This window comes from Streptomyces sp. NPDC026673, from assembly GCF_040638135.1.
Classification (GTDB): Bacteria; Actinomycetota; Actinomycetes; order Streptomycetales; family Streptomycetaceae; genus Actinacidiphila.
Genome location: NZ_JBEZXR010000002.1, coordinates 277,338 through 290,576, shown reverse-complemented (window position 1 = coordinate 290,576; position 13,239 = coordinate 277,338). Strand labels below are relative to the sequence as shown.

The following is a 13,239-nucleotide window of genomic DNA, read 5'->3' as shown; positions in this document are numbered from 1 at the left end:
ACCCGGGCGGGCCCGACGGCGGCCGTGACATCGGCGATCTCACCGGTGACCGCGCAGCGCACCAGCCGCGCGTGCTGGGCGGCCGCGACCCGCCCGGCCACGGCGCAGGCGACCGCGCCGCCCCGCAGGGCGTGGTCGGCCGCGGCGAGGGCCGCGAGGTCCGCGGCGGCTCCGGCGCGGTGCCGGGCCGCGACGGCGGCGCCGAAGGTCAGCACCGCGCACGCGGCCAGCGCCAGCACCGCTCCCAGGAGGGCCGTCCAGACGGTGGCGGAGCCCCGGTCGCGCGCCCGCCCGTTCACGGCCCCTCCCGCGCGCCCTCCACGGAGGCCACCGCCTCACCGTGGAGGGTGACGGACAGGGTGCGGGCCTCGACGGTGACCCGGACCAGGTCGCCGCCCCGCTGCACCGAGACGGCGGCCCCGGCGGGGGCGGCCGTGCGGGCCGCGTCGAGCACCGCGCCCTCCGGCTCCTCCCGGGCCGCCGCGCGGGCTCCGGCCCGCGCGGCGTCGACGCAGCGGATCTGCGAGGCCGCCGCGGCCAGGCCCCACAGCAGCAAGGCCGTGAGGAACACCAGCGACGGGATCACCACCGCCGCCTCCGCCGTCACATAGCCGGCATCGCCGCGGCGCTCAGAACGCCACATCGAGAGCCCTCTTGATCAGCCCGCTGAGCGCGGAACTGACCACACCCGAGGTGACCACCTTGTAGAGCACGGCCGCGAAACCGCAGGCGGCCAGCGTGCCCACGGCGTACTCGGCCGTGGTCATCCCCTGTTCGCCGGTCCGGCACCGGCGCAGCAGCTTCTTCAGACAACGCATGTCTCCCCCTCAGATCGTCGTGCCGGCGAGGATCGCCCCCGCCAGCCCCATCACCACCGGCGCGACCCCCACGAGGAGGAAGGCCGGCAGGAAGCACAGCCCCAGCGGGGCCGTGATCAGCACTCCGGCGCGCCGTGCGCGCGCCGCCCCGAAGCGGGCGTGCTCGGCGCGGCAGCCCGCGGCGAGCCGCGCGATCTCCTCGACCGGCGGCACTCCCGTGGTCGTGGCGCGCTCCATGCAGCGGGCGAGCTCACGGCAGCCGAGCCGGTCCAGCCGGCCCCAGCACTCCGCGGGATCGCCGCCCAGACGGAGTTCGGCGGCGGCGCGGGTGAGCGCCTCCCCGAGCGGCCCGCCGAGGGACGGCCCGACCGCCTCCGCGGCCTCGCGGGGCCCGGCTCCGGCAGTGACGCAGGCCGCCATCAGATCGGCCGCCAGCGGCAGCTGACGCACGGCCCGGTCCGAATCGGCGCGCCCCGCGGGCCGGGGAGCCCGCAGCCGGCGGCGTATCGCATACCCGGCGCCGAGCCCGGCCGCGCAGCCGGGGACACCGCCGACGAGGGCGAAAGCGCCCAGGGCGACCCCGGCGACCGGGGCCCATTCCCGGACGGCCGCCGCACCCGGCCGTCCGCGGCCACGCGGGACCGGACACGGCCTGCCCGTCAACAATCGGAGTCTGCGCCGCGCGGCGCGCTCCCTCCGGACGGCGGCCAGAGCCCCCGCCATGCACAGGGCGGCGGCCGCGACGGCCACGGCGATCCCCAGCCTGTGGACGACGTCGCCGCTCATGACCCGGCCTCCGCCGTCCGCACGATCCGCGCGGTCCAGGCGAGCCCGGCCCACTCCAGGAGCCCTCCCGCGGCCAGGCAGCCCAGCCCCGCGGGTGTGCGCAGCAAGGTGCCCAGCGGATCGGCCCCCAGACCGGTGCCCAGGACCAGCCCGAAGGCGGGCAGCAGGGCCAGCAGCGCCACCGTGGAGCGGGGCGCCGCCAGTTGGGCCCTCAGATCCTCCCGCTGATCGCGTTCGGCGCGCAGGGCGGCCGCGATCCGGTCCAGCCCGTCCGCGAGCCCCGCCCCGCCGTCCACCGCCACCTGCCAGCACGCGGCGACCCCGGACAGCCCCTCGGCGCCCTCCAGCAGGGCGGCCGCCCGCAGCGCCGCGGGCACGTCACCGCCGAAACGGGAGGCGGCCAGCAACAGCAGTGCGGCGTCCGAAAGATCGGGGCGTTCCGGCCAGCCCTCACGGCCCAGCGCACCGGCCAGCGCGGCCGGCGGGGCCAGCCCGGCCCGTAGATCACCGGCGACCGCGGCACACAGCGCGCCGACCGCGAGGGCCCGGCGTTCCGCCTCGGCGCGCCGCTCCCGTCCGCGCAACCACCGTCCGGCGAACGGCACGGCCGCCGCCCCCAGGAGGACCGGCAGCACCGACTCGGCGGCGAGCGCCAGCGCCAACCCTCCCGGCAGAAACAGCACTTCACGTCCGAGGCGCCAGCCGAACCTCGCCCGGAAGGGCTCCAGCAGCCCGTTCACGCGTGCCTCGAGCCCTCGGGGCCCACGGACCCCACCGGACCTCTCGGGGGCCTCCAGACCGCCTGTGGGCAGCGTCCGCGCCCTTCGCAGCGCCTCGCCACGCGCGCACACCGCCCAGACGGCCGCGCCCGCGCACAGAGCGGCGAGGAGCACCACGGCGTTCATGGCCGCCCCCGCTCGCACAGCGCGGCCAATCGGCCCCAGCCCGGGCCGCGTTCGCCGCCCCCGAGCGCGGGCACGGTGCCGACGATTCCGTCCGCCCCGCGCTCCAGCACATGGACCTCGGCGACGCGGCGGCGGCCGGAGCGATCGCGCACCAGATGCACCACCACGGACAGGGCGGCCGCCAACTGACTGTGGAGCGCGGCCCGGTCGAGGCCCGCCACGGCGCCCAGCGCCTCCAGCCGGGCCGGCACATCCGCTGCGGCGTTGGCGTGCACCGTGCCGCAACCGCCTTCGTGGCCGGTGTTCAAGGCGCCCAGGAGATCGAGGACTTCGGGCCCCCGCACCTCTCCGACCACGAGCCGGTCGGGTCGCATGCGCAGCGCCTGCCGTACGAGGTCCCGCAGGGTCACCAGCCCGGCGCCCTCCTGATTGGCGGGCCTGGTCTCCAGGCGTACGACATGCGGATGCCGCGGCCGGAGCTCGGCGGAGTCCTCGGCGAGGACGATGCGCTCGCCCGGCGGGACGAGACCGAGGAGGCAACTGAGCAGCGTGGTCTTGCCGGACCCCGTACCGCCGGAGACCAGATACGACAGGCGGGCGTCCAGCACCGCTCGCAGGAGGGCGGCCGTGCCTCCGTCCATGCTGCCCGCGGCCACCAGTTCGTCCAGGGTGAAGGCCCGGGTGCGGACGACGCGCAGGGACAGGCACGGAGCGCCGACCACCACCGGTGGCAGCACAGCGTGCAGCCGGGTGCCGTCCGGGAGGCGGGCGTCCACCCAGGGCCGGGCGTCGTCCAGCCGTCGTCCGGCGGCGGAGGCGAGGCGCTGGGCGAGCCGGCGCACGGCCGCCGCGTCCGCGAACCGCACCTGGGTGCGCTCCAGGCCGGCGCCCCGGTCGATCCACACCTCGTCCGGCCCGTTCACCAGCACATCGGTGACGTCCGGCTCGGCGAGCAGCCCTTCCAGGGGCCCGGCTCCCACCATCTCCGAGCGCAGCGCGGCCACCACGTCCAGCACCTCGGTGTCGCCCAGCAGCCGCCCCTGCGCCCGCAGGGCGGCGGCCACACCGGCCGGGGTGGGCTCGTCCCCCGATGCGGCCAGCCGCAGCCGCACGGCGTCGAGCAGAGCGGGCGTCATGACGTCGGCGCTCACGCGGCCACGCTCCCGCCGCCGGCCAGCGCCGCCGTCAGGAAGGCCGAGCAGAACCCGGCCAGGGGGCCGCGGCCGCTGCCGCCCGGGGCCTCGCCGCCCTCCAGTGCGGCGGGCAGCCCGGGCTCCGGCGGCAGCTCGCCGGCGAGCGGCAGCCCCACCAGTTCCGCCACGGTCTCGTCGGTGAGCCCCGAACCGAAGGGACCGCGGGCGACAACCCGAAGATCCCGCAGCACCATGCCCATCCGGGAGGCCACCCGGCCCGCGGCCGCGACCGCGCGCAGCTCGGCGGGGACGACCAGCAGGCCGACGTCGATCTGGGCGAGCGCCTCGGCGACCGCCTCGTCCATCCGGCGCGGCAGGTCGACGACCACCACCCCGCCGCGCCGCCTGGCGGCGCCCATGACGGAGCGCATGGCCTGCGGCGGGATGACGACGGTGTCGCCGCGGTCCCAACTGAGCACGCTGAGGGCGTGACTGCGGGGCAGCGATTCCTCCAGCGCCCCGCTGTTGACCCGGCCCCGGGATTCGGCGAGGTCGGGCCAGCGCAGCCCGCCCACCCGTTCGGCCCCGAGCAGCACATCCAGGCCCCCGCCCAGCGGATCGGCGTCGACGAGCATCGTGCGGCGCCCGGACCGGGCGGCCGTGACGGCCAAGGCACAGGCAAGGGTGCTCGCCCCCGCGCCGCCGCGGCCGCCGGCGACGCCGATCGTCAGGGCCGGTTCGCCGGCGCCCTCCGCCGCGTCGGCGATCCGGTCGACCAGCCAGGTCTCGGCGTCGGGGAGCACGGCGACGTGCTCGGCCCCGACGTCCACGGCATGGCGCCACACCTCGGGATCGTCCGGATCCCGGCCGACGAGAAGCACGCCCCGGCGCCGCGCCGAGCCCGACACGCGTCGCGTGTCGTCGGCGCCGACCAGGACCAGCGGCGCGCACTCCCAGCTGCCCGGCACCGGCCGAACCCCGAAGGCCACCTCCGGCTCCGCGCCCGCGGCGGCGCACAGTCGCAGCAGGTCGTCCAGGAGCGCCCCGTCCTCGGTGACGATGAGCGGGCCACCGCCCGGATCGTCCTTTCCGCGCGGCCGTCCGGGCGCCCGCCCGCCGCCCGTTCCTTTTGTTCCGCCGTTGAATGTTGCGGCCACCTCGACGCCCCCTCGCTCGTTCCGACCCGCCCCATCGGTATGGGGCACATGCACCGGACACATCTCCGATGCGGCATTTGCCGCAAGAGTCTCGCGAGTCGCCGAAAATTGTTGATCTTGATGTCGATCCGTGGATAACTCAGCACTTGTGGATATCTCCACCACCCGCGCGAGTGGCTTCCACCGAACAGCACAACGAATGTGATCCGTCACTCAAAGTAACCAGAGAGAAAAGGGATCAGCCCCCCGCGGAAGCCGCGGGGGGCTGATCAACACGCCGGGCGCGTACGGGCACGTGGCCTGAATATGCCCCCGGACATGCGACGACCCCCGCCGGGGGGGAGAGCGGGGGTCGTCCCCACGGTCCGACTCGGGGGGGGAGGAGCCAGACCGGGTTAGCACGGTCGCGAACGATCCGTGACTTCCATGGTGTACCCGAAGGCCTTCTCAGGCAAACCCACGCGCAGGAGCTTACGCCGAATGGTGGGTCCCTATGCTCATCCTCGTGGAAAACCACCTGCCACCGCGCACCGCCGCGTTCTTCGATCTCGACAAGACGGTGATCGCCAAGTCGAGCACCTTGGCGTTCAGCAGGCCGTTCTATCAAGGCGGCCTCATCAACCGGCGAGCCGTGCTGCGGACCGCGTACGCGCAGTTCGTCTATCTGCTCGGCGGCGCCGACCACGACCAGATGGAGGGGATGCGAAAGTACCTCTCCGACATGTGCCGCGGCTGGAATGTGCAGCAGGTGCGGGAGATCGTGGCCGAGACCCTCCACGACCTCATCGACCCGATCATCTACGACGAGGCGGCCTCCCTCATCGAGGAGCACCACCTGGCCGGCCGCGACGTCGTCATCGTCAGCGCCTCCGGCGCCGAGGTCGTGGAGCCGATCGGCGAGATGCTCGGCGCGGACCACGTCATCGCCACCCGAATGGCGGTGGAGGACGGCCGCTACACCGGCCGGATCGAGCACTACGTCTACGGACCGGCCAAGGCGCGGGCGATGACCGAACTCGCCGCGACTGAGGGATACGACCTCAAGCGCTCCTTCGCCTACAGCGACTCGGTGACCGACATCCCGATGCTCGAGGCGGTCGGCCACCCCTACACGGTCAACCCGGACCGCGGGCTGCGCCGGGAGGCGGCGTCCCGCGAGTGGCCGGTGCTCGCCTTCAGCCGCCCGGTCCGGCTGCACCAGCGGGTGCCCGCGCTGACGATGCCCTCCGGCCCGGTGCTGGCGCTGGCGGCGGTCGGCGCGGCCGCCGCCACGGCGGGGCTCGTCTGGTACGCGGCCCGGCGGCGCAGGCCCGCCCTGTCCTGATACGCGCCCATCGCCCGTGCTTGCGGAAGATCCTGCTGATCAGACCCCGTATGCAAAGAAGTACGGCGAGGGGTTCCGGTTCTCCCGAAGGTGCAGTAGAAAGGTTGTACGGCCCGCGAGACCACGGACTTCCGCGAGGAACCCCGTTGAATCAGGCCCCACGGACCGAGCATGACAGCTGGGAACCCACGCGACGCAGACCCGCTGACCGGGCCGGCCGCACCAGGTGACGGGCGAAGTTCCCGACCTGATGGGCGCATATCGTGCACGCTTGGTAACCCGACGGTCATGCCAGCGGCGGCACCCGAGGGTGCCGCCGCAACCCTTTCCCGGACCTTCCCGGTATCGCCCGTCCCGCCCTACGCGGCGCCCCGCTGCAGGGCCTCGCAGACGGCCACGCTCTCCCGTACGCCCAGCCCCACGGCCCGCCCGCAGTGGGCGATCCACGCCGCCATGCCGTCCGGCGTCCCGGAGGCGTAGCCCCGCAGCGCCTTCAGGTAGTCCGCGCGCCCCAGTTCGGCGTGGCCGACCTCGGCCGGGCAGATGGACTTGGGGTCCAGCCCGCTCCCGACCAGGACGACGCGCTCCGCGGCCCGCGCCACGAGGCCGTTGTACGAACCGAACGGCCGCAGGCACAGCAGTTCGCCGTGCACGACCGCGGCGATGACCAGAGCGGGCGCCTGGCTGCCCGACAGCAGCAGGTCCGCGAGCCCGTCGAGCCGCGCGACGACCTCCGAGGGCTCGGGCAGCGGGAACTCCGCTTCGTCCAGCAGCGGCTCGTCGACCTTCTCGCCCGCCTGACGCGGCCGGCCGACCGTCTCGTCGGCCGACGCACCCCCTGCCGCGACGAGGTGCAGACGGGCCAGCGCCTGCAGCGGCGACCGCCGCCACACGGAGAGCAACTGGCCGGCCTCCGCGGTCAGCCGCAGCGCGGCACCCACCGCGCGCGACTCGTCGTCGGCGGAGAAGTCGCTGCGCCGGCGGACCTCTTCCAGCGGCCAGTCGGCGCCCGCGAGGGCCGCGGAGCCGCGGGCGCCGCGCAGCGCCGCCTCGGAGGTCACCTCATTGGAGCGGCGGCGCATCACCCGGTGCCCGTAGACCTGGTCCACGGCCTTCCGTACGGAGTCCACCGACTCGGCGACACCGGGGAGCGAACCGAGAACGGCGAGCGGATCAACTGTCGTACCCATACGCACGACCCTACGCACCCTCGGCGGCGGCCCGGTGGGCGAGTGGGCATCGTCACGCGCCCCCGGGCGGGCGCGCCGCACGGGGCGGAGGGCGGAAGTGTCCCGGAACGGGCCCGGAAAGTGCCCCGGATGTCCACCGACGGGTGAACTCCCGCGGCGGAGGCCGCGGGAAGAGGGCCCCGTCACTACTGTTAACGAACATGAAGATCGCTTTCGTCGGAAAGGGCGGCAGCGGCAAGACCACGCTGTCCTCCCTCTTCATCCGCCACCTGTCCGCCGCCCACGCCCCCGTCGTGGCCGTCGACGCCGACATCAACCAGCACCTCGGCCCGGCGCTCGGCCTCGGCGAGGAGGAGGCCGCCGCCCTGCCGGCCATGGGCGCCCGCCTCCCGGAGATCAAGGAGTACTTGCGCGGCGCCAATCCGCGGATCGCGTCGGCCGAGACGATGATCAAGACCACGCCGCCGGGCCAGGGCTCCCGCCTGCTGCGGGTCGCCGAGGAGAACCCCGTCTACACCGCCTGCGCCCGGCCCGTCCCCCTCGATGGCGGCGAGGCGCGGCTGATGGTCACCGGCCCCTTCAGCGAGTCGGACCTCGGCGTGGCCTGCTACCACTCGAAGGTCGGGGCGGTGGAGCTGTTCCTCAACCATCTGGTCGACGGCCGCGGGGAGTACGTCGTCGTCGACATGACGGCCGGCAGCGACTCCTTCGCCTCCGGCCTGTTCACCCGCTTCGACATGACCTTCCTGGTCGCCGAGCCGACCCGCAAGGGGGTCGCGGTCTACCGCCAGTACAAGGAGTACGCCCGGGACTTCGGGGTCGCCCTGCACGTCGTCGGCAACAAGGTGCAGGGCCCGGACGACCTGGACTTCCTGCGCGCCGAGGTGGGCGAGGACCTGCTGGTCACCGTCGGGCACTCGGACTGGGTCCGCGCCATGGAGAAGGGGCGCCCGCCGCGTTTCGCGTCGCTGGAGGAGCCCAACCGCGCGGCGCTGCGGCTGATGCGCGACGCCGCGGACGCCACGTACGAGCAGCGGGACTGGGAGCGCTACACCCGCCAGATGGTCCACTTCCACCTCAAGAACGCGGAGAGCTGGGGCAACGCGCGGACTGGCGCCGATCTCGCCTCCCAGGTCGACCCGGGCTTCGTGCTGGGCGAACGCTTCACCCTCACCGGGTAATCGTTCGCCCGTTCGGGCGAATCCTCATCCAAGGGGCCTTTATCTGCATTACTCTCCATTTACCGACTCTTGAGAGTAATCAAGCAATCACACTCCGCTGCTCTCAGCGTCGACAGCGCCCGCCGCACAGCCGTGACCACGACCGCGTACGCGCACCAGCCGAACGCAGCCGCGCCGCCCCGGAGGAGACGGGAACATGCACGCCAACCCAGAACCGCAGATGCAGTCGCAGGCCCCGCCGCAGGATCTGCCACCACCCCCACCCCGTGCCGATGCCGGGACCGCCGCCGCTTGGCGGCACGACCTTTCCGCCTCGATCACCGTCTTCCTGATCGCCGTCCCGCTGTCGCTGGGCATCGCCCTGGCCACCGGTGCCCCGCTGCAGTCCGGGCTGATCGCCGCCGCGGTGGGCGGCATCGTGGTGGGGCTGATGGGCGGTGCCCCGCTCCAGGTCAGCGGCGCCGCCACCAGCCTCGTCGTGGTCACCGCCGAACTCGTCCACCGCTACGGCTGGCGCACGACATGCGCCATCACGGTGCTGGCCGGACTCGCCCAACTCGCGCTGGGCGCGCTGAGGGTGGCCCGGGCGGCGCTCGCCGTCAGCCCGGCGATCGTGCACGGCATGCTGGCGGGGATCGGGGCCGCCATCGCGCTCGCCCAGCTCCATGTCGTGCTCGGTGCCCGACCGGACAGCTCGGCCCTCGCCAATCTGGCCGCCCTGCCGCAGCAGTTGTCGTCCCCGCATCCCGGCGCGCTGCTGATCGGTGCGGTGACGGTGGCGGTTCTGGTCGGCTGGCCACGCCTCCCCGGCCGGGCCGGGAAGGCGCTGCGCACCGTCCCGGCGCCGCTCGCCGCCATCGCGGCCGCGACCGCCGTCGGCGTGCCGATCGCGCTGCCGCGGGTCGACCTGCCCGCCTGGCACGCTGTGGCGCTGCCCGGGCTGCCGCACGGGCCGGTGCTGGGGATCGCCGCCGCGGTCCTGACCGTCACGCTCGTCGCGAGCATGGAGTCGCTGCTGTCCGCGGTGGCGATCGACAAGCTCCGCTCCCGGCGCGGGGAGCCCGGGGACGCGGTCCCGGCCCGGCTGAACCGGGAGCTGCTCGGTCAGGGCGCGTCCAACGTGGCCTCGGGCCTGCTCGGTGGACTGCCGGTGGCCGGCGGGGCGATCCGCGGCTCGGCGAACGTGGCCGCGGGCGCGCGGACGCGCCGGGCCACGGTGCTGCACGGCGTCTGGGTGCTGCTGTGCGCCGGGCTGCTGGCGGGGCTGCTGGAGCACATCCCGCTCGCCGCCCTCGCCGCGCTGGTCATGGTGGTCGGCGTGAAGATGGTGAGCTTCGCCCACATCAGGCATGTGCAACGGCACCGGGAGTTCCCGGTGTACGCGGCGACACTCGGCGCGGTGGTGCTGCTTGGGGTGCTCGAAGGGGTCCTGGCCGGCATCGTGGTGGCCGTCTTCCTGTCGTTGCGCCGGCTGACGCACACCAGGATCAGCGTGACCGAGGCGGCCGGGGTCCACCAGGTGCACGTGCGGGGGCAGTTGACCTTCCTGGCGGTGCCCCGGCTGACACGGGCGCTCACGGAGGTGCCGGAGGGCGCCAGCGCGGTGATCACACTGGACGGCTCCTTCATGGACCACGCGGCCTATGAGTCGCTGCAGTTGTGGTGCGAGGGGCACCGGGCGCGCGGCGGCTGGGCGACCCTCACGGGCCGGTCGGGCACGCCGATCTCCGTCCCGTCGAGCACACACGCGTGCCGCCCCTGGACTCCGTGGCGCAACCACCACTGCACCAAGCCCGGTACGGAGGCGGGGGCCGCGGGGCAGCTGGTCGGCGGCCTCAGCGCCTTCCAGCGCAACACGGCGCCGCTGGTCAGGGACGAGCTGGCCCGCCTCGCCCGCGAGGGGCAGCGGCCCACCCAGCTCTTCCTCACCTGCGCGGACTCGCGCCTGGTCACCAGCATGATCACGTCGAGCGGGCCCGGTGACCTCTTCACCGTGCGCAACGTGGGCAATCTGATGCCGCCGCCCGGCGCCGACGCCTCCTGCGACTCGGTCGGCGCCGCCATCGAGTACGCGGTCGAGGTGCTGAAGGTCGGCAGCATCACGGTGTGCGGGCACTCGGGGTGCGGCGCCATGCAGGCGCTGCTCGGCGGGGCCGGCCACGAGCCCGGCGCGCAGACCCCGCTGGCCCGCTGGCTCCGCCACGGCCGGCCGAGCCTGGCCCGGTTGGAGCGGATCGGCCGGATCGGACGCGGCGAGGTCGCCGTCGCCGACCGCCCGGTGGCCGACGAGCTCGAACGGCTCTGCCTCGTCAACGTGGTGCAGCAGCTGGATCATCTGATGGCCCACTCCTGCGTCGCCCGGAGGGTGGCCGAGGGATCGCTCCAGCTGCACGGCATGTACTTCCACGTCGCCGAGGCCCAGGCCTACGTCCTCGACCCCGGGACCGGCACGTTCGCCGCCGTACGGCCGGAGGTGCTCGACGCGGTCTGAGCCGCCCGCCCGCTCCGGGCGGCCTCGCGACGCCCGGCCCGCCGTGTACCTTCCGGCGGGCCGGACGCCTGCCCGGGCCGCACCCCGCGCGGACCAGGCCCCGCGCGGGGTGCGGCCCAGGGCGGACACTTCGCATGACAGGTCTAAACCAATATTTGCCGCGAACCCTTGTCATCCCGCCCCTCCGGCTGGTGAGCTATGGCCTGGGACACAAGAGGACACCCTGCGAAGGAGCACGGCGTGAGCAACGAGAGCCTGGCCAACCTTTTGAAGGAGGAGCGCCGGTTCGCTCCGCCCGCCGAGCTGGCGGCCGGTGCCAATGTGACCGCGGAGGCCTACCAGCAGGCCGGTGACGACCGACTGGGCTTCTGGGCGGCACAGGCCCGCCGGCTGACCTGGGCGAAGGAGCCGACCGAGACGCTGGACTGGTCCAACCCGCCGTTCGCCAAGTGGTTCGCCGACGGCACCCTGAACGTGGCGTACAACTGCGTGGACCGGCATGTCGAGGCCGGCAACGGCGACCGGGTGGCGATCCGGTTCGAGGGCGAGCCCGGCGACAGCCGGAGCATCACCTACGCGGAGCTCAAGGACGAGGTGAGCCGTGCCGCGAACGCACTGACCGAGCTGGGCGTGACGGCCGGCGACCGGGTCGCCGTCTACATGCCCATGATCCCCGAGACCGTCGTGGCGATGCTGGCCTGCGCCCGCGTCGGCGCCGCGCACTCGGTGGTCTTCGGCGGCTTCTCGGCCGACGCGCTGGCCGCCCGTATCGAGGACGCCGACGCCAAGCTGGTGATCACCGCCGACGGCGGCTACCGCCGCGGCAAGCCGTCCGCCCTCAAGCCCGCCGTGGACGACGCCGTCGGCCGCGCCGGCGGCGTGGAGAAGGTGCTGGTCGTACGGCGCACCGGCCAGGAGGTCGCGTGGACCGAGGGCCGCGACGTGTGGTGGCACGAGCTCGTCGACCGGCAGTCCGCCGAGCACACCCCGGAGGCCTTCGAGGCGGAGCACCCGCTCTTCATCCTCTACACCTCCGGCACCACCGGTAAGCCCAAGGGCATCCTGCACACCTCGGGCGGCTATCTGACGCAGGCCGCCTACACCCACCACGCGGTCTTCGACCTGAAGCCGGAGACCGACGTCTACTGGTGCACCGCCGACGTCGGCTGGGTCACCGGCCACTCGTACATCGTCTACGGCCCGCTGGCCAACGGCGCCACCCAGGTGCTCTACGAGGGCACTCCCGACACCCCGCACCAGGGCCGCTTCTGGGAGATCGTGCAGAAGTACGGGGTCACCATCCTGTACACCGCCCCCACGGCGATCCGCACCTTCATGAAGTGGGGCGACGACATCCCCGCCAAGTTCGACCTGTCGTCGCTGCGCGTCCTGGGCAGCGTCGGCGAGCCGATCAACCCCGAGGCGTGGATCTGGTACCGCGAGCACATCGGCGGCGGCCGCTGCCCGATCGTGGACACCTGGTGGCAGACCGAGACCGGCGCCATGATGATCTCCCCGCTGCCCGGCGTGACGGAGACCAAGCCCGGTTCCGCGCAGCGTGCGCTGCCCGGCATCTCCGCGACCGTGGTGGACGACGAGGCCCGCGAGGTGCCCAACGGCTCCGGCGGCTACCTCGTCCTGACCGAGCCGTGGCCCTCGATGCTCCGCACCATCTGGGGCGACGACCAGCGCTACCTGGACACCTACTGGTCCCGCTTCGAGGGCCGCTACTTCGCCGGGGACGGCGCGAAGAAGGACGAGGACGGCGACATCTGGCTGCTCGGCCGGGTGGACGACGTCATGCTCGTCTCGGGTCACAACATCTCCACCACCGAGGTCGAGTCGGCCCTCGTCTCCCACCCGAAGGTCGCGGAGGCGGCCGTGGTCGGCGCCACCGACGCCACCACCGGGCAGGCCATCGTCGCCTTCGTCATCCTGCGCGGCACCGCCGCGGCCGAGGACGGCGACGAACTGATCGCCGCGCTGCGCGACCACGTCGCCAAGACGCTCGGCCCGATCGCCAAGCCCAAGCGGATCCTCACGGTGGCCGAGCTGCCGAAGACCCGCTCCGGCAAGATCATGCGCCGTCTGCTGCGCGACGTCGCCGAGAACCGGGAACTCGGCGATGTCACCACCCTGACCGACTCCACGGTCATGGACCTCATCCAGACGAAGCTCCCGAGCGCCCAGAGCGAGGACTGAACCGGCCCCGTCGCCGCACACGAAGAGGCCCCTCTGGGGGCCTCTTCGCCGT

11 protein-coding genes and 1 pseudogene are annotated in these 13,239 nt (G+C 73.9%); 4 read left to right on the top strand and 8 right to left on the bottom strand.

Going from position 1 to position 13,239, the window contains the following annotated elements:
* Positions 1 to 17: 17 nt before the first annotated feature.
* The 7 genes and pseudogenes from AB0F62_RS02945 to ssd form a co-directional block, all read right to left on the bottom strand.
* Positions 18 to 299, bottom strand: a pseudogene (locus AB0F62_RS02945) (Rv3654c family TadE-like protein); the annotation flags it as partial.
* Positions 296 to 643: a TadE family type IV pilus minor pilin gene (locus tag AB0F62_RS02940; protein ID WP_361791448.1), complete on the bottom strand. Its 348-nt coding sequence runs from the start codon at positions 641 to 643 to the stop codon at positions 296 to 298. The pseudogene AB0F62_RS02945 and the gene AB0F62_RS02940, both read right to left, overlap by 4 nt.
* The gene (locus AB0F62_RS02935; RefSeq protein ID WP_361791446.1) at positions 630 to 818 is read right to left on the bottom strand and encodes a DUF4244 domain-containing protein; all 189 of its coding nucleotides are present in this window, start codon (positions 816 to 818) and stop codon (positions 630 to 632) included. Before AB0F62_RS02935 ends, AB0F62_RS02940 begins: the two co-directional genes overlap by 14 nt.
* Before the next feature lie 9 nt (positions 819 to 827).
* Positions 828 to 1,604, bottom strand: coding sequence for a type II secretion system F family protein (locus AB0F62_RS02930; protein WP_361791444.1), 777 nt, complete (start codon positions 1,602 to 1,604; stop codon positions 828 to 830).
* Positions 1,601 to 2,509 (bottom strand): type II secretion system F family protein, encoded by a 909-nt coding sequence (locus tag AB0F62_RS02925; RefSeq protein WP_361791442.1) that lies wholly within the window; start codon positions 2,507 to 2,509, stop codon positions 1,601 to 1,603. Before AB0F62_RS02925 ends, AB0F62_RS02930 begins: the two co-directional genes overlap by 4 nt.
* Positions 2,506 to 3,645, bottom strand: coding sequence for a TadA family conjugal transfer-associated ATPase (locus AB0F62_RS02920; protein WP_361791515.1), 1,140 nt, complete (start codon positions 3,643 to 3,645; stop codon positions 2,506 to 2,508). Before AB0F62_RS02920 ends, AB0F62_RS02925 begins: the two co-directional genes overlap by 4 nt.
* A gap of 11 nt (positions 3,646 to 3,656) precedes the next feature.
* A complete protein-coding gene (ssd, locus tag AB0F62_RS02915; RefSeq protein ID WP_361791513.1) occupies positions 3,657 to 4,703 on the bottom strand; it encodes a septum site-determining protein Ssd in 1,047 nt (348 codons plus the stop codon).
* A 589-nt stretch (positions 4,704 to 5,292) separates the two neighbouring features.
* Here ssd and AB0F62_RS02910 point away from each other — a divergent pair.
* A complete protein-coding gene (locus AB0F62_RS02910; protein WP_361791440.1) occupies positions 5,293 to 6,123 on the top strand; it encodes an HAD-IB family hydrolase in 831 nt (276 codons plus the stop codon).
* Positions 6,124 to 6,482: 359 nt separating this feature from the next.
* On the opposite strand, the gene AB0F62_RS02905 is transcribed toward AB0F62_RS02910, so the two are convergent.
* Positions 6,483 to 7,313 (bottom strand): oxidoreductase, encoded by an 831-nt coding sequence (locus AB0F62_RS02905; protein ID WP_361791438.1) that lies wholly within the window; start codon positions 7,311 to 7,313, stop codon positions 6,483 to 6,485.
* A 200-nt stretch (positions 7,314 to 7,513) separates the two neighbouring features.
* On the opposite strand from AB0F62_RS02905, the gene AB0F62_RS02900 reads away from it, so the two are divergent.
* The 3 genes from AB0F62_RS02900 (at position 7,514) to acs (ending at position 13,187) form a co-directional block, all read left to right on the top strand.
* Positions 7,514 to 8,494, top strand: coding sequence for an ATP-binding protein (locus AB0F62_RS02900; RefSeq protein ID WP_361791436.1), 981 nt, complete (start codon positions 7,514 to 7,516; stop codon positions 8,492 to 8,494).
* Positions 8,495 to 8,690: 196 nt separating this feature from the next.
* Positions 8,691 to 10,985, top strand: coding sequence for a SulP family inorganic anion transporter (locus tag AB0F62_RS02895; protein WP_361791434.1), 2,295 nt, complete (start codon positions 8,691 to 8,693; stop codon positions 10,983 to 10,985).
* A 198-nt stretch (positions 10,986 to 11,183) separates the two neighbouring features.
* On the top strand, positions 11,184 to 13,187 hold the full coding sequence (gene acs, locus AB0F62_RS02890; protein WP_361791432.1) for an acetate--CoA ligase: 2,004 nt from the start codon (positions 11,184 to 11,186) through the stop codon (positions 13,185 to 13,187).
* Positions 13,188 to 13,239 lie beyond the last annotated feature (52 nt).

Excerpts from the sequence above, each read along its gene's own strand:
- AB0F62_RS02920 (WP_361791515.1), bottom strand. The coding sequence starts at position 3,645 with ATGACGCCCGCTCTGCTCGACGCCGTGCGGCTGCGGCTGGCCGCATCG.
- AB0F62_RS02895 (WP_361791434.1), top strand. The coding sequence starts at position 8,691 with ATGCACGCCAACCCAGAACCGCAGATGCAGTCGCAGGCCCCGCCGCAG.
- acs (WP_361791432.1), top strand. The coding sequence starts at position 11,184 with ATGGCCTGGGACACAAGAGGACACCCTGCGAAGGAGCACGGCGTGAGC.
- AB0F62_RS02900 (WP_361791436.1), top strand. The coding sequence starts at position 7,514 with ATGAAGATCGCTTTCGTCGGAAAGGGCGGCAGCGGCAAGACCACGCTG.
- AB0F62_RS02905 (WP_361791438.1), bottom strand. The coding sequence starts at position 7,313 with ATGGGTACGACAGTTGATCCGCTCGCCGTTCTCGGTTCGCTCCCCGGT.
- AB0F62_RS02910 (WP_361791440.1), top strand. The coding sequence starts at position 5,293 with ATGCTCATCCTCGTGGAAAACCACCTGCCACCGCGCACCGCCGCGTTC.
- AB0F62_RS02940 (WP_361791448.1), bottom strand. The coding sequence starts at position 643 with ATGTGGCGTTCTGAGCGCCGCGGCGATGCCGGCTATGTGACGGCGGAG.
- AB0F62_RS02935 (WP_361791446.1), bottom strand. The coding sequence starts at position 818 with ATGCGTTGTCTGAAGAAGCTGCTGCGCCGGTGCCGGACCGGCGAACAG.
- AB0F62_RS02925 (WP_361791442.1), bottom strand. The coding sequence starts at position 2,509 with ATGAACGCCGTGGTGCTCCTCGCCGCTCTGTGCGCGGGCGCGGCCGTC.
- AB0F62_RS02930 (WP_361791444.1), bottom strand. The coding sequence starts at position 1,604 with ATGAGCGGCGACGTCGTCCACAGGCTGGGGATCGCCGTGGCCGTCGCG.